The following is a 23,936-nucleotide window of genomic DNA, read 5'->3' as shown; positions in this document are numbered from 1 at the left end:
CATGGATCTCGAGACCTTCCGCAAGCTCGCCGTCGACCGGCGCGTCATCCCCGTCAGCCGCAGGCTCCTCGCGGACGGTGACACCCCGGTCGGGCTCTACCGCAAGCTCGCGGCCGAGCGCACCGGCACGTTCCTCCTCGAATCCGCGGAGAACGGCCGCACCTGGTCCCGCTACTCCTTCATCGGGGTACGCAGCGCCGCCACCCTGACCTCCCTCGACGGCGCGGCCCACTGGCTGGGCACCCCGCCCGTCGGCGTCCCCGTCGAAGGCGACCCCCTGCAGGCGCTCCGGGCCACCGTCGAGACCCTGCACACCCCGCGCGACCTGGTCGGCGACGAGGGCCTGCCGCCGTTCACCGGCGGCATGGTCGGATACCTCGGCTACGACGTCGTACGCCGGCTGGAGCGGATCACCGAGCACGGCGGCGACGACCTGAAGCTGCCCGAGCTCACCATGCTGCTCACCTCGGACCTCGCCGTGCTCGACCACGGGAACGGCACCGTCCTGCTGATCGCCAACGCGATCAACCACAACGACCTGGACACCGGGGTCGACGAGGCCTACCAGGACGCGGTCGCCCGGCTCGACGCCATGGAGCGCGACCTCTCCAGGCCCGTGGAGAACACCGCCGCCGCGCTGCCCCCCTCCGAGCTCCCGCCGTACACCGCGCTCTGGGGCGGCCAGGCGTTCATGGACGCCGTGGAGGACGTCAAGGAGCGCATCAGGGCGGGCGAGGCCTTCCAGGTCGTCCCTTCCCAGCGCTTCGAGACGCCCTGCACCGCGAGCGCCCTGGACGTCTACCGGGTCCTGCGCGCCACCAACCCGTCGCCCTACATGTACCTCTTCCGCTTCGAGGGCTTCGACGTCGTCGGCTCCAGCCCCGAGGCGCTCGTCAAGGTCGAGGACGGCCGGGCGATGGTTCACCCGATCGCCGGTACCAGGCACCGCGGCGCCACCCCGCAGGAGGACCAGGCGCTCGCCGACGAGCTCCTCGCCGACCCGAAGGAACGCGCCGAGCACCTGATGCTCGTCGACCTCGGCCGCAACGACCTGGGACGCGTCTGCGAACCCGGCAGCGTCGAGGTCGTCGACTTCATGTCCGTCGAGCGGTACTCGCACGTGATGCACATCGTGTCCACCGTCACCGGACGCGTCGCCGAGGGCCGCGGCGCCTTCGACGTCCTCACCGCGTGCTTCCCCGCGGGCACCCTCTCCGGCGCGCCCAAGCCCCGCGCCCTGCAGATCATCGAGGAGCTCGAACCCAGCCGCCGGGGGCTCTACGGGGGCTGCGTCGGCTACCTCGACTTCGCCGGGGACTCCGACACCGCCATCGCCATCAGGACCGCCCTGCTCCGCGACGGCACCGCGTACGTCCAGGCGGGCGCGGGCATCGTCGCGGACTCCGACCCGGTCGCCGAGGACATGGAGTGCCGGAACAAGGCCGCCGCGGTCCTGCGGGCCGTGCATACGGCGAACCGCCTCGGGGCCGAGTGAGCCGGTAGGGGATAGTGGAGTACGTGAGTGCTGTCCCCGTACCCCAGCCCCGTGCCCGAGCCGCCTCCGCGCCCGACAGCGCGGGAAGCCGCCGGAGCCTGGCCGCCGGCCTGCTCCTCGGGGCGGCCGGCGCCACCGTCGTCCTCCTCGCCTCCGGGCAGACCTGGGCCGAGGGCAAGGCCGCCGTCGGCGGCGGCGCCCTTCCGCTCAGCGCCGACGGCCAGGACGTCACCGGCCTCCCCGCGGCCCTGGCCGTCGTCGGCCTGGCCGCCCTCGTCGCCGTCTTCGCCGTGCGCGGCGGCGGCCGGCTGATCGTCGCCGGACTGCTGGCCCTCAGCGGCCTCGGCGCCGGACTGAGCGCCTGGGCCGGAGCCTCGGACAGCGCGGCACTGAACGAGCGGGCCGCCCGGACCACGGGCAACACCTCGGCCACCGTCGACGCCCTCAGCCACACCGCCTGGCCGTACGTCACCGCGGCCGGCGGGCTGCTGATCCTGCTCGCCGGACTGCTCGCCCTGCGCTACGGCAGCCGCTGGCCGGCCATGTCGGGACGGTACGAACGCGACGGCACCCCCCGCCCCCGCAAGGCCCCCCGCACCGCCCCGGACCCCGACCGGCCCGAGGAACTGTGGAAGGCCCTGGACCGCGGCGAGGACCCGACGCGCGAGGCATGACCCCCAGCCTCACGTCCACCGGCACGTACGGGACAATGGCAGCGAGCTTTCGTAACCGCGACACCTTCAGCGCAACACCAACTAGGAGCAACTCATGGCGGGCAGCAGCCACGGACACACCCCGGCCGCCTGGACCGGTGTCATCATCTCCTTCATCGGCTTCTGCATCGCCGGCCTCTTCATGGTCGCGGCGAACACGCTCGGCTTCTGGGCCGGTATCGCCGTCGTCCTCCTCGGCGGGGTCGTCGGTCTCGCCATGAAGATGGCGGGCCTCGGCATGCCGAAGGAGTCCGCCGAGATGGCGGCCGCCAGGGCCCGCGCCGCCCGGGCACAGATCACGGTCTGACCGGTCACGAGCACCGGCGACACGACGCGAGGCGCAGCCCGGACCGGGCTGCGCCTCGCGTCATGAGCGTGGACAATCGCCCCGTGGACGCCTCAGCCTCTCCCGCAGCCGCCGCCCCGGACCAGCCCCCCGCGACGGGCCCCGGCCTGCCCGCCCCCGCCCCGGCCTCCCGGCTCCGCCGGCTCGCCACGCCCGTCGGGGCCATGGCCGCCGTCGTCGGGGCCTTCGCCTACGTCGCCACCGTCGACCCCAACGAGCCCGGCCACTACCCGGTCTGCCCCATGCTCCGCTTCACCGGCGTGTTCTGCCCCGGCTGCGGCGGGCTGCGCAGCGCCCACGCGTTCGCCCACGGAGACCTGGCCGCCGCCCTCGGCGCCAACGCCCTGGCCGTCGTCGGCTACGTGGTCTTCGCCGCGGTCTGGCTGGTCTGGGTGGTCCGCGCGAGCCGGGGCCGAACCCTGCGGATCGCGCTCGCCCCCGGCTACTGGTGGGGCATCGGGGCGGTGCTGCTGGTGTTCTCCGTGGTCAGGAATCTGCCCTTCGGCTCCGGGCTCGCGCCCTGAAATGACCAGGTAGTGGGACGTAAGGCCGCCGGATGCGGGCCCTGAGCCGTCCTGCGGATACCATCGAGATGGCTGATCCTGTACCCATCACCGCTTCGGAAGGGGGCCGCTCGCGTGAGTGTGCTCGACGAGATCATTGACGGCGTTCGCGCCGACCTCGCGGAGCGGCAGGCGCGTGTCAGCCTCGACGAGCTCAAGGAACGCGCCGCGCGCGCTCCCCAGGCCAAGGACGGGGTCGCCGCCCTGCGCGGCGAGGGCGTGACCGTCATCTGCGAGGTCAAGCGCTCCAGCCCCTCCAAGGGGGCCCTTGCCGCCATCGCCGACCCGGCCGCGCTCGCGGCGGACTACGAGGCCGGCGGCGCGTCCGTCATCTCGGTCCTCACCGAGGAGCGCCGCTTCGGCGGATCACTCGCCGACCTGGAGGCCGTCCGCGCCAAGGTCGACATCCCGGTCCTGCGCAAGGACTTCATCGTCACCTCGTACCAGCTGTGGGAGGCCCGGGCACACGGCGCCGACCTCGCCCTGCTGATCGTCGCCGCACTCGACCAGGAGGCACTCGTCTCGCTGATCGAGCGGGCCGAGTCGATCGGCCTGACGCCGCTCGTCGAGGCCCACGACGAGGAGGAGGCGGAGCGCGCCGTGGACGCCGGAGCGAAGATCATCGGCGTCAACGCGCGCAACCTCAAGGACCTCAAGGTCGACCGCTCCACCTTCGAGCGCGTAGCCCCCGAGATCCCCGACCACATCGTCAAGGTCGCCGAGTCCGGCGTCCGCGGCCCGCACGACCTCATCGCCTACGCCAACGCCGGCGCGGACGCGGTGCTCGTCGGTGAGTCCCTGGTCACCGGCCGCGACCCCCGGGCCGCCGTCGCCGACCTGGTCGCCGCAGGCGCCCACCCGGCACTCCGGCACGGACGGAGCTGACCCCACCCGTGCCCGCCGACCGTCCCGCCCGCATCCGGCTGGGCCTGCGCCCCGCCGGTGCGAGCGCCCGGGACCCGCACGGGCCGCCGGCGCGCGGCTGCCGCCCGCCCGCCTCCCTCCGCCACCCTCAGCCGAGGCGCTGCGCGCCGCCCTTCTGGCACCGCGGCTGCCGCGCGCCCGCCCGGCGTGTGCACGGCCGGCGCGTGCGGTACGTGATCGGCGACGAGCCGGGCCAGGTCAACGGGATGCGATGGCGCACGGGGTCCGCGCCGTAGCGAGCCCCGGCCGTCGTCCGTCCCCCCGTACAGGGGGACCCGCACGCCCCACCGCACCGACCGTCGACCGGTCGGCGTGGCGCTCCGCCCACGGCGCATACGGTGACATCACCCGTTGCGATTCGAGGAGCACGTCGCATGTCGTCCGACTTCTTCATCCCGGACCCCGAGGGTCTGATCCCCAGCGCCGAGGGGTACTTCGGCGCGTTCGGTGGCAAGTTCATCCCGGAGGCGCTGGTCGCCGCCGTGGACGAGGTGGCCGTCGAATACGACAAGGCCAAGGCGGACCCCGCCTTCGCCGCCGAGCTCAACCAGCTCATGGTCGACTACACGGGCCGGCCCAGCGCGCTGACCGAGGTCTCCCGCTTCGCGGAGCACGCCGGCGGCGCCCGCGTCTTCCTCAAGCGTGAGGACCTCAACCACACCGGCTCGCACAAGATCAACAACGTGCTCGGCCAGGCCCTGCTCACCAAGCGCATGGGCAAGACCCGCGTCATCGCGGAGACCGGAGCGGGCCAGCACGGTGTCGCCACCGCGACGGCCTGCGCCCTCTTCGGGCTCGAGTGCACCATCTACATGGGCGAGATCGACACCGAGCGGCAGGCGCTGAACGTGGCGCGCATGCGGATGCTCGGCGCCGAGGTCGTCGCCGTGAAGTCCGGCTCCAGGACCCTCAAGGACGCCATCAACGAGGCGTTCCGCGACTGGGTCGCCAACGTGGACCGCACCCACTACCTCTTCGGCACGGTCGCCGGACCGCACCCCTTCCCGGCCATGGTCCGCGACTTCCACCGGGTGATCGGCGTCGAGGCCCGCCGCCAGATCCTGGAGCGCGCCGGCCGGCTGCCGGACGCCGCGGTCGCCTGCGTCGGCGGCGGCTCCAACGCCATCGGCCTCTTCCACGCCTTCATCCCGGACGCGGGCGTCCGGCTGATCGGCTGCGAACCCGCCGGACACGGCGTGGAGACCGGCGAGCACGCGGCGACCCTGACCGCGGGCGAGCCCGGCATCCTGCACGGCTCCCGCAGTTACGTCCTCCAGGACGAGGAAGGGCAGATCACCGAGCCCTACTCGATCTCGGCCGGACTCGACTACCCGGGCATCGGCCCCGAGCACGCCTACCTCAAGGACGTCGGCCGCGGCGAGTACCGCGCGGTCACCGACGACGAGGCCATGCAGGCGCTGCGCCTCCTCTCCCGCACCGAGGGGATCATCCCGGCCATCGAGAGCGCCCACGCGCTGGCCGGTGCCCTGGAGGTCGGACGGGAGCTCGGCCCGGACGGGCTGATCCTGATCAACCTGTCCGGCCGCGGCGACAAGGACATGGACACGGCAGCGAGGTACTTCGGGCTGTACGACGGCGCCGACGCGGTCGTCGAGGCCGACGTGGCCGACGGAGAGGAAGAGGTCACCAAGTGAGCGGCAACCGAGACCTTCTCGAATCGACGCTGGCCGAGGCGGCGTCCGAGGACCGGGCGGCGCTCATCGCCTACCTGCCCGGCGGCTTCCCGACCGTCGACGGCGGCATCGCCGCCGTCAAGGCCGCCGTGGCGGGCGGCGCCGACGTCATCGAGGTGGGGCTCCCGCACAGCGACCCGGTGCTCGACGGGCCGGTCATCCAGACCGCCGACGACATCGCGCTGCGCGGCGGCCTCAAGATCGCCGACATCATGCGGACGGTCCGTGAGACGCACGAGGCCACGGGCGCGCCGATCCTCGTCATGACGTACTGGAACCCGATCGACCGCTACGGCGTGGAACGCTTCACCGCCGAACTGGCCGAGGCGGGAGGCGCCGGGTGCATCCTGCCCGACCTCCCCGTCCAGGAGTCCGGGCTGTGGAGGGAGCACGCCGAGAAGCACGGTCTGGCCACCGTCTTCGTCGTCGCACCGAGCAGCAAGGACGAGCGCCTCGCCACCATCACGGCCGCGGGCTCCGGCTTCGTGTACGCCTCCTCGCTGATGGGCGTCACCGGTACCCGCGAATCGGTCGGTGAGCAGGCCCAGGACCTGGTGCGGCGCACCCGCGCCACCACCGACCTGCCGGTCTGCGTCGGCATCGGGGTGTCCACCGCCGAGCACGCCCGTCAGGTCGCGGCCTTCGCCGACGGGGTGATCGTCGGCTCGGCCTTCGTCAAGCGGATGCTGGACGCCCCGGACGAGGCGGCGGGTCTCGCCGCGGTCCGCGCGCTGGCGGCCGAACTGGCCGAAGGCGTTCGAAAGCGCTGACAGAGGGCGTCATCCGTACGGGTGGACCTGGGACCGGGGAGGCGCTGACGTGCCTCCCCGGTTCGTTTGCGCGGTGTGAGCGAGAACCAAGACCGTAGAAGAGCCGCACGCGACCGGCTGGCCCAGCAGCGTGAGCAGGACCGGGCGCGGGACCGCCGCCGCCGCACACTGATCGTCTCGACCGCCGTGGTGGGGGTGCTGGCGCTGGCAGCCGTGATCGGCGTGATCGCGGCCAACGCCGGCAAGAACGACAAGGACAGCGAGGCCGGGCCCGCCGTCACCCCGTCCGGGGCGATGGGCAAGGACGGCCTCGCCCTCCAGGTCGGGGCCGACGACGCGCCGTCCACGCTCACGATCTGGGAGGACTTCCGCTGCCCGGTCTGCGCCCAGTTCGAGAACACCTTCCGGGACACGATCACGGAGCTCACCGACAGCGGCCGGCTCAAGGTGGAGTACCACCTGGCCACGATCATCGACGGCAACCTCGGCGGCAGCGGTTCGCTGCGCGCGGCCAACGCGGCCGCCTGCGCCCAGGACGCCGGCAAGTTCGCCCCGTACCACGACACCCTCTTCCGGAATCAGCCCGCCGAGACCGACGACGCCTTCGGTGAGAACAGCAAGCTGATCGAGCTGGCCGGCAAGGTGAAGGGCCTGGACACGCCCGCCTTCCGCAGCTGTGTGGAGGACGGCACGCACGACAGCTGGGTCGAGAAGTCCAACAAGGCGTTCACCGAAGGCGGCTTCGAGGGCACCCCGACCGCCCTGCTCAACGGCGAGTCGATCTTCCCGAAGAAGGGGGACGAACAGATCTCCGACGCCAACATCAAGAAGTGGGTCGCCGAGGCCAACAAGGGCAAGAAGCCGGGCACGGTCGGAGCCACCCCCTGAGCCGGGCTCCGGGGTGCTCCGCCGGGGCCCCGTTACCCAGAAGTTGCCGGACGGCTTGCCGTAGGTCCCGTCCGGCAAGGTAGCGTCGACCCCGTCATGAACCTTGCCTTCATTCCCAGCCCGTCGACCGGCGTGATCGAGCTAGGCCCGATCCCGCTCCGCGGCTACGCGTTCTGCATCATCATCGGTGTCTTCGTCGCCGTCTGGTTCGGCAACAAGCGCTGGGTCGCCCGAGGCGGCAAAGCCGGCACCGTCGCCGACATCGCCGTCTGGGCCGTGCCCTTCGGCCTGGTCGGCGGCAGGCTCTACCACGTGATCACCGACTACCAGCTGTACTTCAGCGACGGTGAGAACTGGGTGGACGCCTTCAAGATCTGGGAGGGCGGCCTCGGCATCTGGGGTGCGATCGCGCTCGGCGCGGTCGGTGCCTGGATCGGCTGCCGCCGCCGCGGGATCCCGCTTCCGGCCTGGGCGGACGCCCTGGCCCCCGGTATCGCCTTCGCCCAGGCGATCGGCCGCTGGGGCAACTGGTTCAACCAGGAGCTGTACGGCAAGCCGACCGATGTCCCCTGGGCGCTGAAGATCAGCGAGGGCACGAACCGGGTCGAGGGGACCTACCACCCGACGTTCCTGTACGAGTCCCTGTGGTGCATCGGTGTCGCGCTCCTGGTCATCTGGGCGGACCGCCGCTTCAAGCTCGGACACGGCCGGGCCTTCGCGCTGTACGTCGCCGCCTACTGCGCGGGCCGCGGATGGATCGAGTACATGCGCGTCGACGAGGCGCACCACGTGCTGGGCCTGCGGCTCAACGTGTGGACCGCGATCATCGTGTTCGTGCTCGCCGTCGTCTACATCGTGATCTCCGCGAAGGTGCGTCCCGGCCGCGAGGAGATCGTCGAGCCCGCCGCGGTGAGCCTGACCAAGGACGACGAGAAGGCCGCCGACGACTCGGGGGAGACCGGCTCCGAGGAGTCCGCTGCCGAGGAGACCGCCCCGGAGACCGCCTCCGGGGAGGCCGGTACGCAGGCCCCCGAGGCCGACGGAACCCCGCAGAAGGCCGACCGGAGCTGACGCTCCTCGCCCCGCACACAGGGTGAAGGGGCCGCCGGACCACCACGGTCCGGCGGCCCCTTCACCGTGTACGGCCTCATCGGTGCGAGCGCGCCAACGCGAGGGTGCGTTCCGCGGTCGCCACCACCGCCGCGTCGACGAACCGCCCGTCCGGCAGGGCCTGCCCCCCCGCCTCGGCCCGGGACGCCTCCACGATCTGCTCCGCCGCCTCCACCTCCCGCGCCGTCGGCCGGAACGCCCGCTCGATCACCGGCAGCTGCCGCGGATGGATCGCCGCCCGGCCGAGCAGCCCGAGATCCCTCCCGTGCGCACAGGACGACCGCAGCCCCGACAGGTCCCGGACATCCGTGTACACCGACATCACGGGCGGGTCCAGCCCCGCCGCCCGGGCGGCGACCACGACACGGCTGCGCGGCCAGTCGAGACCGGCGTCGTCCCGCACCCCCAGATCCGCCCGGAGATCCGCCTCGCCCAGCGCGACCCCCCGTACGGCGTGGTCCGCCCCCGCGATCGAGTACGCGTGCTCGATCGCCAGCGCCGACTCCAGCAGCGGGTACAGCGGCACACCCGGGGCCAGGGCCGCGACATGCTGGACGGACGCCGCATGGGTGATCTTCGGGAGCCGCATCCCGGACAGCCCCGCCAGCCCCACCAGCGCCTTCACGTCGTCCTCGCCGTGGACCCGGACATGGACCGGCACCGCCATCGGGTCCGCCGTGACCGGATCCGAGAGGAGCTCCGCCGTCGCCGACCGCGCGTACTCCTTGCGGTCCGGTGCGACGGCGTCCTCCAGGTCGATGATCACCACGTCGGCGCCCGAGCCGAGCGCCTTACGGACCACCTCGGGCCGGTCCCCGGGGACGTACAGCCAGGTCAGCGCCACCGCAGGGCCGCTCACAGCGCCCCCTCGTCCCGCAGCGCGGCGACCTCGGGGGCGCCGAGGCCGAGCTCGGCCAGGATCTCGTCCGTGTCCGCTCCGTGCGGCCGGCCGGCCCAGCGGATCGCCCCTGGCGTCTCCGAGAGCCGGAACAGCACGTTCTGCATCCGCAGCGGCCCCAGCTCGGGGTCGTCGACCTCGGTGATCGTGCCCAGCGCCCGGTACTGGGGGTCCTCCATCACGTCCCGTACGTCCTGGATCGGTGCGATCGCCGCCTCGGCCTTCTCGAAGGCGTCCACCGCCTCCTCCCTGGTGCGCCGGGCGATCCAGTGGCCCACCGCCTCGTCGAGCTCGTCGGCGTGCTCGGCGCGGGAGGTCCCGGCGGAGAACCACGGTTCCTCGATCAGCTCCGGGCGCCCCACCAGGCGCATCACCCGTTCCGCGACCGACTGGGCCGAGGTCGAGACGGCGACCCAGTGGCCGTCGGAGGTGCGGTAGGTGTTGCGCGGGGCGTTGTTGCGGGAGCGGTTCCCGGTCCGCGGCTGGACGTACCCGAGCTGGTCGTACCAGAGCGGCTGCGGTCCCAGCACGGTGAGGATCGGCTCGATGATCGCCATGTCCACCACCTGTCCCCGACCGGTGAGATCACGTCCGGACAGTGCCGTCATCACCGCGTACGCCGTGGCGAGGGCCGCGATCGAATCGGCCAGGCCGAACGGCGGCAGGGTCGGCGGCCCGTCCGGCTCCCCGGTGACGGCGGCGAAGCCGCTCATCGCCTCGGCGAGCGTGCCGAAGCCGGGCCGGTGGGCGTACGGGCCGGTCTGCCCGAAGCCCGTGACCCTGGCCAGGACCAGCCGGGGGTTGACGGCACGGAGCTCGTCCCAGCCCAGGCCCCAGCGCTCCAGGGTCCCGGGCCGGAAGTTCTCGATGATCACGTCGGTGTCCGCGGCCAGCTTCAGCAGCACGTCCCGGCCGCCGGGGGCGGACAGGTCGAGGGTCAGCGTGCGCTTGTTCCGGCCGAGCAGCTTCCACCACAGGCCGATCCCGTCCTTCGCGGGACCGTGACCGCGCGAGGGATCGGGCTTGCGCGGATGTTCGACCTTGATGACCTCGGCCCCGAAGTCCCCGAGCACGGTGGCCGCCAGGGGTCCGGCGAAGAGGGTGGCGAGGTCCAGGACCCGCAGGCCTGAGAGGGGAGCGGTCGTCGTACTCACAGGGCATCGATCTCGCTTCGGTACGGCATGGACGTGGAGGCACCCGGTCTCTGCACACAGAGCGCTGCGGCCGAGGACGCCCAGGCCAGCGCCTCCGGTACGGACCGGCCCTCGCCGAGTGCCACGGCGAGCGTGCCGACGAAGGTGTCCCCGGCCCCGGTCGTGTCGACGGCGGTGACCTCGGGGGCGGGGAAGAGGACCTGCTCGCCTCCGCGTGCCGCGTACAGGCACCCCCTCCTGCCGAGCGTGATCACGACCTCGGGGACCTGCCGCAGCAGGATCTGGGCCGCGGCGTGCGGTTCCACGCACCCGGTGAGCGCCGCGGCCTCGTGCTCGTTGGGGATCAGCAGGTCGACGTCGTCCAGGAGCCCGGACGGCAGCGGCTGCACGGGGGAGGGGGTGAGGATCGTCCGTACGCCCCTGGACCTCGCGGTCCGCGCTCCCTCCGCCACGACGGAGAGCGGGAGTTCCAGCTGGAGGAGGAGCAGGCCGGCCGCGGCGACGGCGGCTCTCTCCCCGGGGCCCAGCGCGGTCACGGTGCCGTTCGCGCCGGGGATCACCACGATCGCGTTGGACCCCTCGTCGTCGACGACGATGTGCGCGGTGCCGCTGGGCCCGGCGACGGTGTGCAGCAGGTCGGTGTCCACACCGGCGTGCTCCAGGTTCGTCCGGAGCGACGAGCCGTACTCGTCGGTCCCGACCGCCCCGATCATCACCACCTCGCCGCCCGCGCGGGCCGCGGCGACGGCCTGGTTGGCCCCCTTGCCGCCGGGCACGGTCCGGAACTCCCGTCCGGTGACGGTCTCCCCGCGCCCGGGGGCCCGGGCGACGTAGGCGACCAGGTCCATATTGGTGCTGCCGAGCACAGCGATGGCTGTCATGGGCGGCATACCTCCTGATGGGTCAGTTCCGCGAGGGTGTCGAAGCCGATGGAGCCGAAGCCGGCGACGGAGGTGGCGAGGCGGTTCTTGAGCGGCGCGGTCCACCGGTCGGGCAGGGCGGAGGCCCGCCCGGCCAGCAGGCCCGCGAGCGAACCCGCCGTCGCGCCGTTCGAGTCGGTGTCCCAGCCGCCGGAGACCGCACAGCAGACCGAGCGGCCGAAGTCCCCGTCCGCGTGGGTGAGGGCTGCGGCGAGCAGCGCCGCGTTGGGCAGGACGTGCACCCAGTGGTGGGTGGAGCCGTACGCGTCGTGGAGGCGGTCCACGACCGTGTCGAAGTCGGGTTCGTCGCGGGCGGCCCGGACACCGAGGCGTACCGCGCGCGCGTACCGGGACCGGGGCGGCACCACCCGCAGCCCGGCCGCCAGACAGCCGTGCACGTCCGTCTCGCCGCCGGCGGCCTCGGCGAGGGCGGCGGCGGTGAACATCGCGCCGTACACCCCGTTCGCCGTATGGGTCAGGACCGCGTCCCGGTGGGCCTGTTCCGCGGCGGCCCCCGGGTCCCCGGGATGCGTCCAGCCGTGCACGTCGGCCCGGATCTGGGCGCCGATCCACTCCCGGAAGGGGTTGCGGTGACGTGCGGTGTCCGGCGGCTCGATCCCGTCGAGCAGATTGCGGTACGCGATCCGCTCAGCGGTGAAGACACGGCCCGCCGGGAGCTCGTCGAGCCAGAGCCGGGCGAGGTCGGACGTGCTGAAGCCGGGGCCGTGCCGCTGGAGCAACAGCACGGTGAGCAAGGGGTGGTCGAGGTCGTCGTCCTCGGGCATCCCGTCGATGTTCTCGGCGAGGGAGGTGGGTGCCGAGCGGCGGTTCCACGGGTAGGCGGTGGCGAGTTCCGCGGGCAGCCCCCGGGCGGTGAACCAGGTGGTGAGCGGCCAGTTGCCGGTGGCGCGGGCCAGGGCGCGGATGCCGGCCAGGGGCAGCTTCTCGACCGGCTTGCCCAGCAGACAGCCGGCGGCCCGCCCCAGCCAGGCCGCGTGCAGACGGTCGGGCCCGAAGGACACCGGGCGGGCGCGCGGGGCGGGCCAGCGCGGGCACGCGGCCCGGATCCCGGCCAGGCCGGTCGGCTCGTCCTCGGCCGACGGGCAGTCCAGCAGGGCGAGTTCGTCCAGGAGTTCCCCGGCGAGCGCACGCAGCCGGCGCGGCGCGGAGGGCTCCGAGGCCCCCGCGCGCTCCGGGGCGGGGGCACCGCCCGCCGCATACCAGCGCCGCTCGACGTCCCCGGCGTCCCGGCCGTCCTGCGCGGCCTGGCGCAGCTCGTGGCCCACCAGGTCCTCGGGCTGGACCCATGTCAGGCGTACGGTCACCGGCCGTCGCCCGTCAGCACGGCGAACGCCGCCTCGTGCGCGCGACGCCTGGCCGTGTCCCGGGCGAAGACCTCGCGGGCCACCTCCGTGAGGGCCCGCGCCGGGGCGTGCAGATCGAGGCGGCTCGCCTCGGCGACCGTCTTCACCCAGGCCGCGGGGATGCCCTGCTCGCCGTGGAGCGCCCCCGCGAGCGCGCCGCTCATCGTGGCGATCGAGTCGCAGTCCCGGCCGTAGTTGACCGAGCCGAGCACCGAGCTCCGGTAGTCGCCGCCGCCGACGAGCAGCATGCCGAGCGCGATCGGCAGCTCCTCGATGGAGTGCAGCCGGGAGGGCCGCCGGGCGCCCAGCGAGGGGTCGCGGTAGTGGGGGCCCACCGTGTCGAACGGGGCGACCGCCGCGCGCAGCGGCACCAGCGCCGACTCGAAGTCCGAGTAGCCGGCGGCCACTTCGCACACCGCTTCGATCGCCGACCGGGTGCCGTCCTTGGCCAGCCCCAGAGCGGTCGCGACGACCGAGGCGGGGTTCGCACCGGGGACGCACGCTGCGGCGACGGCCGCGGCCAGGACCCCGGCCGCCTCCCGGCCGTACGAGGACTGGTGGGCGCCCGCGACGTCCAGCGCCTCCGCGTACGCGGCCTCCGGGTCGGCCGCGTTCACCAGGCCGACCGGGGCCATGTACATCGCCGCCCCGCAGTTGACGATGTTCCCCGAGCCCGCCTCGCGGGGGTCGGCGTGCCCGTAGTGCAGCCGGGTGACGATCCACTTCTCGGCGAGGAAGACCCGTTGCAGGGGGAGCGCCTCTGCCTCCAGCTCCGGGATCCAGCGGGGCCGGGACATCAGGTCGGGGACGAGGTGGTCGGCGACGGAGTACGCGTCGAGGTGGCCGCGCACCTTCTCGTACACCCGGACCAGAGCGTGGGTCATCAGGGTGTCGTCGGTGACGTGCCCGTCGCCCTTGTGGTACGGGGCGATGGGGCGCGCCGTGCGCCAGTCGTCGCCGTACCAGGGCCCGACGACGCCGGTCACCCGGCCGCCGTGACGCTCCGCGATCTGCTCGGGTGTCCAGCCCTCGACGGGTCCGCCGAGCGCGTCCCCCACGGCCGCGCCGACGAGGGCTCCGGTGACGCGTTCATCCAGGGTGAGTGTCGTGGTGGTCGTGCCGGCCTCGCGCGGTGCGGGTGTTTTGTGTGCCATGTCGGGATTGTCCACCCGGGGTGGCCGGTTCCGTGGCTGCCAGCAGCCCGGCGAGTTCGATGAGGTCCGTGCCGGCGAGCCGGGGCAGCGCGCACCCGGCCAGTGTCCGGCAGGCCTCCCGCCAGCCCGCGGGCACGGTCGCCGTCCCGCCCAGCGCCCCGGTCAGGGCCCCGGCCAGCGCCGGCGCCGAATCGGCGACCCGGGACAGACAGGCCGCCGCGGGCACGGCCTGGGCGAAGTCGCCCCGGGCGGCGGTCGTCAGGGCCAGGGCGACCGGCACGGTCTCGGCGGCGGCGATGCCGTAGCTGTAGACGTGGTCCACGATCTGGTGCTCCAGTACGGGGACGAGCGCGAAGGCGCCCGCCGCCTCGCCCGCGAACTCCCGGGCCAGCCGCACCGCGTGGACGGCGTTGCGCGCGATCTCGGTGCCCTCGGGGAGCTGGGCGAGCGCGGCGTTCACCACCGTGTCGACGTCCGCCCCGGCCAGGGCCTCGGCGATCGCGGCGGCGATCGCGCGGGCGCCGTGCACCCCGTCGCCGTCCTGCGTGTACCGGGCGTCGAACTCGGCGAGCCCGGCCGCCGCCGCGGGATCGCCGGGGTGCACGACCGCGAGCACGGCGGCCCGCACACAGGCCGCGTCGTCGAAGTAGTGCGGATTGTCGTGGCCGGTGGCGGGCGGACGCAGCCCGGCTGCCAGATTGCCGAGCCCGGCCCGTACGGAGATCCGCGCCCGCAGCGGAAGGACGGCCGACTCGACCTCGGGCGCCCGGGCGCTCGCGGCGGCCACCTTCGCCGCCAGCGCGTTCCACGAACGGTCGACCGCGTCCCGCATCCGGTGGCCGGGGGAGAGGTCCGGCGCGTGGTCGGCCGCGGCGGCCAGCACGGTCCGCGCGGAGAACGCGGCCCACTCCGCGTCGTCGGACGGACCGAGCCGCAGCGGCTCGGGCGGCTGGTTGAGGGCGATGGGCACGGGGAGGGTCGTCGTCGCGTTCTGCTCCGCGAAGGTGTCCAGTTCCCTGGTGAGCCGCCTCGTCCACTCCGGCATCCGCGCGGCACGGTGCCGCGCGGCCGGCCACCCGGCCGCGTCCCCGGCGGCCAGTCCGAGCAGCAGCCCCTCGATCCTGGCCCGCCTGTCCGGTGCGCCACGTCCCCTGGCGCCGCCTTCGGTCCCCGGCCCCGGGCTGAACGTGATGGCGACGTGCGGGGCGGACCCGGCCGGTGCGGCAGGCGCGTCCCGCCCGGCCACGTGCGGGGCTCCCCCCGGCGCGACGGGCGCGTCCCGCCGGGGGCCGCGCGCGGTGGTCACCGGGCGTCCTGCCGGACACCGGAGGCCGGAGCGGCCGGTTCGGTGCGTACGGGGGTGTGCCACGGGGCGCCCGGCGGTCGTACCCGCGGGGACGCGGGGGCGGCGGCGTGCCCCCGGTCCGGCTCCGGCGGGCCCTCCCCGTCGTCCGGGGTCAGCAGATCCGCGATGTCCAGCACGTGGTAGCCCCGCATGGACGGCAGGCAGCTGCCCCGCACCGGGCCGATCGCCGCCGCCCAGTCCCGGGGGATCGCCGACGCCCCGTGCAGGGCGCCGGCCAGCGCGCCCGCCACGGCGGCCGTGGTGTCGGCGTCCCTGCCCATGTTCACCGCCGTGAGCACCGCCGTACGGAAATCACCGCGTGCCGCCGTGAGGGCGCCGAAGGCCAGGCCCACCGCCTCCGGCGCCAGATCCGTCCACGGGTAGCCGCCGATCACCACCGCGGACCGCACCGCCCGCTCCCCGGCCAGCCGGTCCGGGTACGAGCGCTGCGCGGCCGTCACCGCGCGGCGCAGCGAACGGGCCGTCCAGGAGTCCATCGGCACGACCGAGAGCGCGGCCGCGATCACCGAGGCCAGCCCCGCCCCCACCATCGCGGCCGCCACACCCGCGGCGACGGCCTGACCGCCGTAGATGCCCTCCCCGTCATGGCTGACCCGGCCGTCCACCGCCACCAGACGCGCGGCCTCGGCGGGACGGCCCGCCGCGAACACCCCGAACGGCGCCGCCCGCATCGCGAGACCGTCGCTCCAGGCGTGCCGGTGCTGCGCCGAGATCGGGGCGGCCAGCCCGCGCCGCAGATTCTCCAGCGTCCCGCGCTCGCTGAATCCGGCTCCCCTGAACGGACCCTCGTCCAGATCCGCGATCCAGTGGTGCCAGGCCCGTTCGACGTGCGGGACGGTGAGCGCCGATCCGTGCCTGGCCAGCAGCAGCCCGGAGAAGATCGCGTACTCGGTGTCGTCGGTCCCCACCGGATCGTCACTGACGAAACCCTCGATACGGCCCCAGCGGCGGCGGATCTCGGACGGGCGCATGTTCTCCGCCGGCGCTCCGAGCGCGTCCCCCACCGCGAGTCCCAGCAACGCCCCCCGCGCCCGGTCACCCGTGCCCGCCACCGGACCGTCCGCCCTGAGCTCCATCGTGTCGACCCTTCACTCGCACCCGGAACAACCGGATAAGAGAGGTTTCCCCGATCGACCGAAGAGAGGCTCATATTTCGTATAAATCGGCTGCTCGGGTGACGGCCGTCAGGCAGGTAAGTTCGGCCTTCCTTGCTGGCGGGAGGCTTTTTTCGTGCGTACTTTCGACGGTGTGGAGCGGGAAGCGCACCGTGGGGACCGCTCCCGGAGAAGGGGAGAGCTGTGTCCATCATCGAGACCGACGCCGTACTGCACGAGGCCCACCGGGACAACCACACGCACCGTGACGTCAACGGCGGCTGGCTGCGGCCCGCGGTGTTCGGCGCCATGGACGGTCTCGTCTCCAACCTCGCCCTGATGACGGGCGTCGCCGGAGGTGCGGTCTCCCAGCAGACCATCGTCATCACCGGCCTGGCCGGGCTCGCCGCAGGCGCGTTCTCGATGGCCGCGGGGGAGTACACCTCCGTCGCCTCGCAGCGCGAGCTCGTCGAGGCCGAGCTCGCCGTCGAGCGGCGCGAGCTGCGCAAGCACCCCAAGGACGAGATGCGGGAGCTCGCCGCGCTCTACGAGTCCCGCGGGGTCGAGCCCGCCCTCGCCCAGGAGGTCGCGCGCCAGCTCTCCAGGGACCCGGAGCAGGCGCTCGAGATACACGCCCGCGAGGAACTGGGCATCGACCCGGGTGACCTGCCCTCGCCCCTCGTCGCCGCCCTGTCCTCCTTCGGCGCCTTCGCCCTGGGCGCCCTGCTGCCCGTGCTGCCCTATCTGCTCGGCGCCACCGAGATGTGGCCCGCCGTGCTCCTCGCCCTGGCCGGTCTCTTCGGCTGCGGCGCCGTCGTGGCCAGGGTGACGGCACGGACCTGGTGGTTCAGCGGACTGCGCCAGCTCGTACTCGGCGGGGCCGCCGCGGCGATCACGTACGGCCTGGGCACGCTCTTCGGTGTGGCCGTCGGCTGAGGTGACCGGACAGTGCCCGGGATCCCGGGCCGCCGGACGGGATCTCCCGGGCACCCTTGCGTTGTCGCACCGGTGTGACGTACCTCTAGACGCACGTCACTGGGCGGATCGGGTGAGTCCCCCGTAAAATGAGACGCTATGCAGTGCTACACATAAGTAGCCGTTACTCGGCGGTTTCGATTCCATGACCGCTGGGCAAGAGCCGTAGACACTCGCGGGCAACGACGCCTGCTCTCTGCGGTATCCCGGACAGTGATCCACCATGATCCTTCCGATCGTGACCCATTCGCACCACGGCTCCGTGGTGTCCGCATGTTGGAACGGGCTATTCGCTTTTTGAGAAGCGTTCCATCATGTAACCTGCACGAAATTTCGCAGAGGGCCAGCGTCGTCCCTCGGCACAGCACATGCCACGACGACGACGGGAGAGCCAATGCGTTCCGACGCCTGGTCGCCCATGGACGGTCGCCCTGTCCAGCAGGGGATGTACGACCCCCGTAACGAGCACGACGCCTGTGGTGTCGGGTTCGTGGCCACTCTGACCGGTGTGGCCAGCCATGAGCTGGTCGAGCAGGCGCTGACCGTACTGCGCAACCTCGAACACCGCGGCGCCACAGGATCCGAGCCCGACTCGGGTGACGGCGCCGGCATTCTCCTTCAGGTCCCGGACGCCTTCCTCCGCGAAGAGACGGCGTTCGAGCTCCCCGAGGCCGGCTCCTACGCCGTCGGCATCGCGTTCCTCCCCGCGGACGACTCCGCGGACTCCGTCAAGAAGATCGAGAAGATCGCCGCCGAAGAGGGCCTCGACGTCCTCGGCTGGCGCGAGGTCCCGGTCACGCCGGACATCCTCGGCAAGGGCGCCCGCGCCACGATGCCCGAATTCCGCCAGCTCGTCGTCGCCGACGGCGAGAGCACCGGCATCGTCCTGGACCGCAAGGCATTCGTCCTGCGCAAGCGCGCCGAGCGTGAGGCCGGGGTGTACTTCCCCTCGCTCTCCGCACGCACGATCGTCTACAAGGGCATGCTCACCACCGGGCAGCTGGAGCCGTTCTTCCCGGACCTCTCCGACCGCCGCTTCGCCACCGCGGTCGCGCTGGTCCACTCCCGCTTCTCCACCAACACCTTCCCCAGCTGGCCGCTCGCCCACCCGTACCGCTTCGTCGCCCACAACGGCGAGATCAACACGGTCAAGGGCAACCGCAACTGGATGAAGGCCCGCGAGTCCCAGCTCGCCTCCAGCCTCTTCGGCGAGGCGAAGCTCGACCGGATCTTCCCCGTCTGTACCCCGGACGCCTCCGACTCCGCCTCCTTCGACGAGGTCCTGGAGCTGCTGCACCTCGGCGGCCGCTCCCTGCCGCACTCGGTGCTGATGATGGTCCCCGAGGCATGGGAGAACCACGCCTCCATGGACCCGGCCCGCCGCGCCTTCTACCAGTACCACTCCACGATGATGGAGCCCTGGGACGGCCCGGCCTGCGTCACCTTCACCGACGGCACCCAGGTCGGCGCGGTCCTCGACCGCAACGGACTGCGCCCCGGCCGCTACTGGGTCACCGACGACGGCCTCGTCGTCCTCTCCTCCGAGGTCGGCGTCCTGGACATCGACCCGGCCAAGGTCGTCCGCAAGGGCCGCCTGCAGCCCGGCAGGATGTTCCTCGTCGACACCGCCGAGCACCGCATCGTCGAGGACGACGAGATCAAGGCGTCCCTGGCCGCCGAGAACCCGTACGAGGAGTGGCTGGAAACCGGCGAGATCGAGCTCGAGGACCTCCCCGAGCGCGAGCACATCGTCCACACCCACGCCTCGGTCACCCGCCGCCAGCAGACCTTCGGCTACACCGAGGAAGAGCTCCGCGTCCTCCTCGCCCCGATGGCCCGCACCGCCGGCGAACCCCTCGGCTCCATGGGCACCGACTCGCCGATCGCCGCGCTCTCCGAGCGCCCCCGGCTGCTCTTCGACTACTTCACCCAGCTCTTCGCCCAGGTCACCAACCCGCCGCTGGACGCCATCCGCGAGGAGCTCGTCACCTCGCTGCGCTCCACGCTCGGCCCCCAGGGCAACATCCTGGAACCGACCGCCGCCGCCTGCCGCGCGGTCACGCTGCCCTTCCCGGTGATCGACAACGACGAGCTGGCCAAGCTCATACACATCAACGCCGACGGCGACATGCCGGGAATGAAGGCCGCGACCCTCTCCGGCCTCTACCGCGTCAGCGGCGGTGGCGAGGCACTCGCCGCCCGGATCGAGCAGATCACCACCGAGGTCGACGCCGCCATAGAGGACGGCGCACGCCTCATCGTCCTCTCCGACCGGCACTCCGACGCCGAACACGCGCCGATCCCCTCGCTGCTGCTCACCTCCGCCGTCCACCACCACCTCATCCGCACCAAGCAGCGCACCCAGGTGGGCCTGCTGGTCGAGGCCGGCGACGTCCGCGAGGTCCACCACGTCGCGCTGCTCATCGGTTACGGCGCCGCCGCGGTCAACCCGTACCTCGCGATGGAGTCCGTCGAGGACCTCGTCCGCGCCGGCACGTTCATCGAGGGCATCGAGCCCGAGCTGGCCATCCGCAACCTGATCTACGCCCTCGGCAAGGGCGTCCTGAAGGTCATGTCCAAGATGGGCATCTCGACCGTCGCCTCCTACCGCGGCGCCCAGGTCTTCGAGGCAGTCGGCCTCGACGAGGCCTTCGTCGCCCAGTACTTCAACGGCACCGCCACCAAGATCGGCGGCGCCGGACTCGACGTCGTCGCCAAGGAGGTCGCCGCCCGGCACACCAAGGCGTACCCCGCCTCCGGCATCTCCGCGTCGCACCGCGCGCTGGAGATCGGCGGCGAGTACCAGTGGCGCCGCGAGGGTGAGCCGCACCTGTTCGACCCGGAGACGGTCTTCCGCCTCCAGCACGCCACCCGCAACCGCCGGTACGACATCTTCAAGAAGTACACCGGCCGGGTCAACGAGCAGTCCGAGCGCCTCATGACGCTCCGCGGACTCTTCGGCTTCAAGAGCGGCCGCGAGCCGATCTCCATCGACGAGGTCGAGTCCGCCGCCGACATCGTCAAGCGCTTCTCCACCGGCGCCATGTCGTACGGCTCCATCTCCCAGGAGGCGCACGAGACGCTCGCCGTCGCCATGAACCAGCTGGGCGGCAAGTCCAACACCGGCGAGGGCGGCGAGGACGCCGAGCGCCTCTACGACCCGGCACGCCGCTCGTCCATCAAGCAGGTCGCCTCCGGCCGCTTCGGTGTCACCAGCGAGTACCTGGTCAACGCGGACGACATCCAGATCAAGATGGCGCAGGGCGCCAAGCCCGGCGAGGGCGGCCAGCTGCCCGGCCACAAGGTCTACCCCTGGGTCGCCAAGACCCGTCACTCCACCCCGGGCGTCGGCCTGATCTCACCCCCGCCGCACCACGACATCTACTCCATCGAGGACCTGGCTCAGCTGATCCACGACCTCAAGAACGCCAACCCGGCGGCCCGCGTCCACGTGAAGCTGGTCTCCGAGGTCGGCGTCGGCACGGTCGCCGCGGGTGTCTCCAAGGCCCACGCGGACGTCGTCCTCATCTCCGGCCACGACGGCGGCACGGGCGCCTCGCCGCTCACCTCCCTCAAGCACGCGGGCGGCCCCTGGGAGCTCGGCCTCGCCGAGACCCAGCAGACCCTGCTGCTCAACGGCCTGCGCGACCGCATCGTCGTCCAGACCGACGGCCAGCTCAAGACCGGCCGCGACGTCGTCATCGCCGCGCTGCTGGGCGCCGAGGAGTTCGGTTTCGCGACCGCGCCGCTCGTCGTCTCCGGCTGCGTCATGATGCGCGTCTGTCACCTCGACACCTGCCCGGTCGGCATCGCCACCCAGAACCCCGTCCTGCGCGACCGGTTCTCCGGCAAGGCCGAGTACATCGTCAACTTCTTCGAGTTCATCGCCGAAGAGGTCCGCGAGATCCTCGCCGAGCTCGGCTTCCGCACGATCGAGGAGGCCGTCGGCCACGCCGAACTCCTCGACACCGAGCGCGCCGTCACCCACTGGAAGGCACAGGGCCTCGACCTCGAGCCCCTCTTCTACGTGCCCGAGCTCCCCGAGGGCGCGGTGCGCCACCAGATCGCCGAGCAGGACCACGGACTGGCCAAGGCCCTCGACAACCAGCTGATCAAGCTCGCCGCCGACGCCCTGGGCGCCGACAGCGCCGAGGCCGCCCAGCCCGTCCGGGCGCAGATCGCGATCCGTAACATCAACCGGACCGTCGGCACCATGCTCGGCCACGAGGTGACCAAGAAGTTCGGCGGTGCGGGCCTGCCCGACGACACCATCGACATCACCTTCACCGGGTCCGCCGGCCAGTCGTTCGGCGCGTTCGTACCGCGCGGTGTGACGCTGCGACTGGAGGGCGACGCCAACGACTACGTCGGCAAGGGCCTCTCCGGCGGCCGCGTCATCGTCCGCCCGGACCGCGGCGCCGACCACCTCGCCGAGTACTCCACCATCGCCGGCAACACCATCGGCTACGGCGCCACCGGCGGCGAGCTCTTCCTCCGCGGCCGGACCGGCGAGCGCTTCTGCGTCCGTAACTCCGGTGCCACGGTCGTCTCGGAAGGCGTGGGCGACCACGGCTGCGAATACATGACCGGCGGCCACGCCGTCGTCCTCGGCGAGACCGGACGCAACTTCGCCGCAGGCATGTCCGGCGGCATCGCGTACGTCATCGACCTCGACCTCGACAACGTCAACACCGGCAACCTCGGTGCCGTCGAACTCCTCGACGACACCGACCGGCAGTGGCTGCACGACGTCGTGCGCCGCCACCAGGAGGAGACCGGCTCCACGGTCGCCGAGAAGCTGCTGGCCGACTGGGACACCGCGGCCACCCGCTTCAGCAAGATCATCCCGTCCACCTACAAGGCAGTGCTCGCCGCCAAGGACGCCGCTGAGCTCGCCGGTCTCTCCGAGCAGGAGACCACCGAGAAGATGATGGAGGCGGCGACCAATGGCTGACCCCAAGGGCTTCCTGACCACCGGACGCGAGGTCGCCCAGACCCGCCCCGTCGGCGAGCGTGTCAAGGACTGGAACGAGGTCTACGTTCCGGGATCGCTGCTCCCGATCATCAGCAAGCAGGCCGGCCGCTGCATGGACTGCGGCATCCCGTTCTGCCACAACGGCTGTCCGCTCGGAAACCTCATCCCCGAGTGGAACGACTACGCCTACCGCGAGGACTGGTCGGCGGCGTCCGAGCGCCTGCACGCCACGAACAACTTCCCGGAGTTCACGGGCCGCCTGTGCCCCGCTCCCTGCGAGTCGGCGTGCGTCCTCGGCATCAACCAGCCGGCCGTCACCATCAAGAACGTCGAAGTCTCCATCATCGACAAGGCGTGGGACAGCGGCGACGTCACCCCGCAGCCGCCCGAGCGTCTCTCCGGCAAGACCGTCGCGGTCATCGGCTCCGGCCCGGCGGGACTCGCCGCGGCCCAGCAGCTGACCCGCGCCGGCCACACCGTCGCCGTCTTCGAGCGCGCGGACCGCATCGGAGGACTCCTCCGCTACGGCATCCCCGAGTTCAAGATGGAGAAGTCGCACATCAACCGCCGCATCGAGCAGATGCGCGCGGAAGGCACCAAGTTCCGTACGGAGGTGGAGATCGGCAAGGACATCGACGCCGCGAAGCTCCGCCGCCGCTACGACGCGGTGGTCATCGCCGCCGGTGCCACCGTCTCCCGCGACCTGCCCGTCCCGGGCCGCGACCTCAACGGCGTGCACTTCGCGATGGAGTACCTCCCGCTCGCCAACAAGGTGCAGGAGGGCGACCTCACCGTCTCCCCGATCACCGCCGAGGGCAAGCACGTCGTCGTCATCGGCGGCGGCGACACCGGCGCCGACTGCGTCGGCACCGCCCACCGGCAGGGCGCGGCCTCCGTCACCCAGCTGGAGATCATGCCCCAGCCGGGCGAGGAGCGTAACGCCAACCAGCCCTGGCCGACCTTCCCGATGCTCTACAAGGTCACCTCCGCGCACGAGGAGGGCGGCGAGCGGATCTACTCCGTCTCCACCACCCACTTCGAGGGCGACGAGGACGGCAACGTCCAGTCCCTGCACCTCATCGAGGTGGAGTTCAAGGACGGCAAGCTGGAGCAGAAGGCCGGCACCGAGCGCGTCATCCCCGCCCAGCTCGTCACCCTGGCCATGGGCTTCACCGGCACCGACCAGGCCAACGGTCTCGTCCAGCAGTTCGGTCTCGACCTCGACGAGCGCGGCAACATCGCACGCGACGAGAACTACGCGACCAACGTCGACGGCGTCTACGTCGCCGGTGACGCGGGCCGCGGCCAGTCCCTCATCGTCTGGGCCATCGCCGAGGGCCGCTCCGCGGCGCGCGGCGTGGACCGCTTCCTGACCGGGACCAGTGCCCTGCACGCCCCGATCCGCCCGACGGACCGTTCCCTGACGGTCTGACCGCGGCACACAGACGTCCCGTACAACGGCGTACGGAACTGAACGCGGCGCCCGCCCCCGTCCCCGACCGGACAAGGGCGGGCGCCGCGACGCGTCCGGCA

The 23,936-nt window shown here is 72.5% G+C and carries 20 protein-coding genes; 13 read left to right on the top strand and 7 right to left on the bottom strand.

What is annotated here, in order from left to right; all coding sequences use genetic code 11:
* Window position 1: 1 nt before the first annotated feature.
* The 10 genes from ACZ32T_RS01265 (at window position 2) to lgt (ending at window position 8,464) form a co-directional block, all read left to right on the top strand.
* Window positions 2-1,495: an anthranilate synthase component I gene (locus ACZ32T_RS01265; protein WP_467364783.1), complete on the top strand. Its 1,494-nt coding sequence runs from the start codon at window positions 2-4 to the stop codon at window positions 1,493-1,495.
* A 14-nt stretch (window positions 1,496-1,509) separates the two neighbouring features.
* Window positions 1,510-2,169, top strand: a complete 660-nt coding sequence (locus ACZ32T_RS01260; RefSeq protein ID WP_467267241.1) for a TIGR02234 family membrane protein — start codon at window positions 1,510-1,512, stop codon at window positions 2,167-2,169.
* A 94-nt stretch (window positions 2,170-2,263) separates the two neighbouring features.
* Window positions 2,264-2,515: an HGxxPAAW family protein gene (locus ACZ32T_RS01255; protein ID WP_467267243.1), complete on the top strand. Its 252-nt coding sequence runs from the start codon at window positions 2,264-2,266 to the stop codon at window positions 2,513-2,515.
* Window positions 2,516-2,598: 83 nt separating this feature from the next.
* Window positions 2,599-3,078 (top strand): DUF2752 domain-containing protein, encoded by a 480-nt coding sequence (locus ACZ32T_RS01250; protein WP_467364781.1) that lies wholly within the window; start codon window positions 2,599-2,601, stop codon window positions 3,076-3,078.
* A gap of 114 nt (window positions 3,079-3,192) precedes the next feature.
* Window positions 3,193-4,002, top strand: coding sequence for an indole-3-glycerol phosphate synthase TrpC (trpC, locus tag ACZ32T_RS01245; RefSeq protein ID WP_356712289.1), 810 nt, complete (start codon window positions 3,193-3,195; stop codon window positions 4,000-4,002).
* Between the two features lie 8 nt (window positions 4,003-4,010).
* Window positions 4,011-4,277: a tryptophan biosynthesis modulator TrpM gene (trpM, locus tag ACZ32T_RS01240; RefSeq protein ID WP_467267247.1), complete on the top strand. Its 267-nt coding sequence runs from the start codon at window positions 4,011-4,013 to the stop codon at window positions 4,275-4,277.
* Window positions 4,278-4,415: 138 nt separating this feature from the next.
* Entirely contained in the window at window positions 4,416-5,696 is a 1,281-nt protein-coding gene (trpB, locus tag ACZ32T_RS01235; RefSeq protein WP_467364779.1) for a tryptophan synthase subunit beta, read from the top strand.
* On the top strand, window positions 5,693-6,505 hold the full coding sequence (gene trpA / locus ACZ32T_RS01230; RefSeq protein WP_467267251.1) for a tryptophan synthase subunit alpha: 813 nt from the start codon (window positions 5,693-5,695) through the stop codon (window positions 6,503-6,505). Before trpB ends, trpA begins: the two co-directional genes overlap by 4 nt.
* Before the next feature lie 75 nt (window positions 6,506-6,580).
* On the top strand, window positions 6,581-7,393 hold the full coding sequence (locus tag ACZ32T_RS01225) for a DsbA family protein (protein ID WP_467364777.1): 813 nt from the start codon (window positions 6,581-6,583) through the stop codon (window positions 7,391-7,393).
* Between the two features lie 96 nt (window positions 7,394-7,489).
* Window positions 7,490-8,464 (top strand): prolipoprotein diacylglyceryl transferase, encoded by a 975-nt coding sequence (gene lgt / locus ACZ32T_RS01220; protein WP_467267255.1) that lies wholly within the window; start codon window positions 7,490-7,492, stop codon window positions 8,462-8,464.
* Between the two features lie 76 nt (window positions 8,465-8,540).
* On the opposite strand, the gene ACZ32T_RS01215 is transcribed toward lgt, so the two are convergent.
* From ACZ32T_RS01215 to ACZ32T_RS01185, 7 genes are read right to left on the bottom strand one after another with little or no spacing between them, the layout of a single operon-like run.
* On the bottom strand, window positions 8,541-9,362 hold the full coding sequence (locus tag ACZ32T_RS01215; RefSeq protein ID WP_467364775.1) for an HpcH/HpaI aldolase/citrate lyase family protein: 822 nt from the start codon (window positions 9,360-9,362) through the stop codon (window positions 8,541-8,543).
* Window positions 9,359-10,555: a CaiB/BaiF CoA transferase family protein gene (locus ACZ32T_RS01210; RefSeq protein ID WP_467364773.1), complete on the bottom strand. Its 1,197-nt coding sequence runs from the start codon at window positions 10,553-10,555 to the stop codon at window positions 9,359-9,361. Before ACZ32T_RS01210 ends, ACZ32T_RS01215 begins: the two co-directional genes overlap by 4 nt.
* Window positions 10,552-11,436 (bottom strand): ribokinase, encoded by an 885-nt coding sequence (rbsK, locus tag ACZ32T_RS01205; protein ID WP_467267259.1) that lies wholly within the window; start codon window positions 11,434-11,436, stop codon window positions 10,552-10,554. Before rbsK ends, ACZ32T_RS01210 begins: the two co-directional genes overlap by 4 nt.
* Complete coding sequence (locus ACZ32T_RS01200) at window positions 11,433-12,800, bottom strand: ADP-ribosylglycohydrolase family protein (protein WP_467267260.1); 1,368 nt, start codon at window positions 12,798-12,800, stop codon at window positions 11,433-11,435. Before ACZ32T_RS01200 ends, rbsK begins: the two co-directional genes overlap by 4 nt.
* Complete coding sequence (locus tag ACZ32T_RS01195; protein WP_467364770.1) at window positions 12,797-13,993, bottom strand: ADP-ribosylglycohydrolase family protein; 1,197 nt, start codon at window positions 13,991-13,993, stop codon at window positions 12,797-12,799. Before ACZ32T_RS01195 ends, ACZ32T_RS01200 begins: the two co-directional genes overlap by 4 nt.
* Window positions 13,929-15,299: an ADP-ribosylglycohydrolase family protein gene (locus ACZ32T_RS01190; protein ID WP_467364768.1), complete on the bottom strand. Its 1,371-nt coding sequence runs from the start codon at window positions 15,297-15,299 to the stop codon at window positions 13,929-13,931. Before ACZ32T_RS01190 ends, ACZ32T_RS01195 begins: the two co-directional genes overlap by 65 nt.
* On the bottom strand, window positions 15,296-16,435 hold the full coding sequence (locus ACZ32T_RS01185) for an ADP-ribosylglycohydrolase family protein (RefSeq protein WP_467267264.1): 1,140 nt from the start codon (window positions 16,433-16,435) through the stop codon (window positions 15,296-15,298). The genes ACZ32T_RS01190 and ACZ32T_RS01185 overlap by 4 nt, the downstream gene beginning before the upstream one ends.
* Window positions 16,436-16,657: 222 nt before the next feature.
* Here ACZ32T_RS01185 and ACZ32T_RS01180 point away from each other — a divergent pair, with 222 nt between their 5' ends.
* The 3 genes from ACZ32T_RS01180 to ACZ32T_RS01170 all read left to right on the top strand — a co-directional run bounded on the left by ACZ32T_RS01180 (window position 16,658) and on the right by ACZ32T_RS01170 (window position 23,835).
* Window positions 16,658-17,389: a VIT1/CCC1 transporter family protein gene (locus tag ACZ32T_RS01180; RefSeq protein WP_467364766.1), complete on the top strand. Its 732-nt coding sequence runs from the start codon at window positions 16,658-16,660 to the stop codon at window positions 17,387-17,389.
* Between the two features lie 433 nt (window positions 17,390-17,822).
* Window positions 17,823-22,382: a glutamate synthase large subunit gene (gene gltB, locus ACZ32T_RS01175; RefSeq protein WP_467364764.1), complete on the top strand. Its 4,560-nt coding sequence runs from the start codon at window positions 17,823-17,825 to the stop codon at window positions 22,380-22,382.
* On the top strand, window positions 22,375-23,835 hold the full coding sequence (locus ACZ32T_RS01170) for a glutamate synthase subunit beta (RefSeq protein ID WP_467267269.1): 1,461 nt from the start codon (window positions 22,375-22,377) through the stop codon (window positions 23,833-23,835). Before gltB ends, ACZ32T_RS01170 begins: the two co-directional genes overlap by 8 nt.
* Window positions 23,836-23,936 lie beyond the last annotated feature (101 nt).

It is taken from the genome of Streptomyces sp. NPDC023573, from assembly GCF_055559735.1.
This window is presented reverse-complemented; position numbering and strand designations above follow the sequence as displayed.

Coding starts and splice junctions, on each gene's coding strand:
- gltB (WP_467364764.1), top strand. CDS start 17,823: ATGCGTTCCGACGCCTGGTCGCCCATGGACGGTCGCCCTGTCCAGCAG.
- rbsK (WP_467267259.1), bottom strand. CDS start 11,436: ATGACAGCCATCGCTGTGCTCGGCAGCACCAATATGGACCTGGTCGCC.
- ACZ32T_RS01265 (WP_467364783.1), top strand. CDS start 2: ATGGATCTCGAGACCTTCCGCAAGCTCGCCGTCGACCGGCGCGTCATC.
- ACZ32T_RS01255 (WP_467267243.1), top strand. CDS start 2,264: ATGGCGGGCAGCAGCCACGGACACACCCCGGCCGCCTGGACCGGTGTC.
- ACZ32T_RS01170 (WP_467267269.1), top strand. CDS start 22,375: ATGGCTGACCCCAAGGGCTTCCTGACCACCGGACGCGAGGTCGCCCAG.
- ACZ32T_RS01195 (WP_467364770.1), bottom strand. CDS start 13,993: ATGGCACACAAAACACCCGCACCGCGCGAGGCCGGCACGACCACCACG.
- trpB (WP_467364779.1), top strand. CDS start 4,416: ATGTCGTCCGACTTCTTCATCCCGGACCCCGAGGGTCTGATCCCCAGC.
- lgt (WP_467267255.1), top strand. CDS start 7,490: ATGAACCTTGCCTTCATTCCCAGCCCGTCGACCGGCGTGATCGAGCTA.
- ACZ32T_RS01185 (WP_467267264.1), bottom strand. CDS start 16,435: ATGGAGCTCAGGGCGGACGGTCCGGTGGCGGGCACGGGTGACCGGGCG.